At 63.0% G+C, this 359-nt stretch carries 1 pseudogene; it reads left to right on the top strand.

The annotated features are described in order from the left end of the window. Positions 1-359: pseudogene (locus tag EGN72_RS00170) on the top strand (ABC transporter ATP-binding protein); the annotation flags it as partial.

Below are 359 nucleotides of genomic sequence, written 5' to 3'. Positions count from 1 at the left end.
TCACCCCGCCCCAATCCCAGACAGCTATCGTGCGGCCCGTGTGGCAAGCCTGTTCAACATCGAAAAGGACGCGGACTTTCGCCTTGAAATGGAGGTCGATCTGACTGCTCGCCCGTGGCAAATCGGGTTGATCGTTGGCCCTTCAGGCTCGGGCAAAACCTCTGCGGCAAAAGCGCTTTTCGGGGGCGAGAGCGCCGCCCAAAGCTGGCCCAACCTGCCCCTGATCGAAGCGATTGCCCCCAAGGGCGATTTCGATCAGGTGACGGGCGCGCTCGCTGCCGTTGGGCTTGGCTCGGTGCCGTCCTGGCTACGGCCCTTTACCCATCTGTCAAACGGCGAGCAATTCCGCGCGGGCCTTG

The organism is Pseudorhodobacter sp. E13 (assembly GCF_003991405.1).
In the GTDB taxonomy this organism is placed as follows: domain Bacteria; phylum Pseudomonadota; class Alphaproteobacteria; order Rhodobacterales; family Rhodobacteraceae; genus Pseudorhodobacter.
This window is presented reverse-complemented; position numbering and strand designations above follow the sequence as displayed.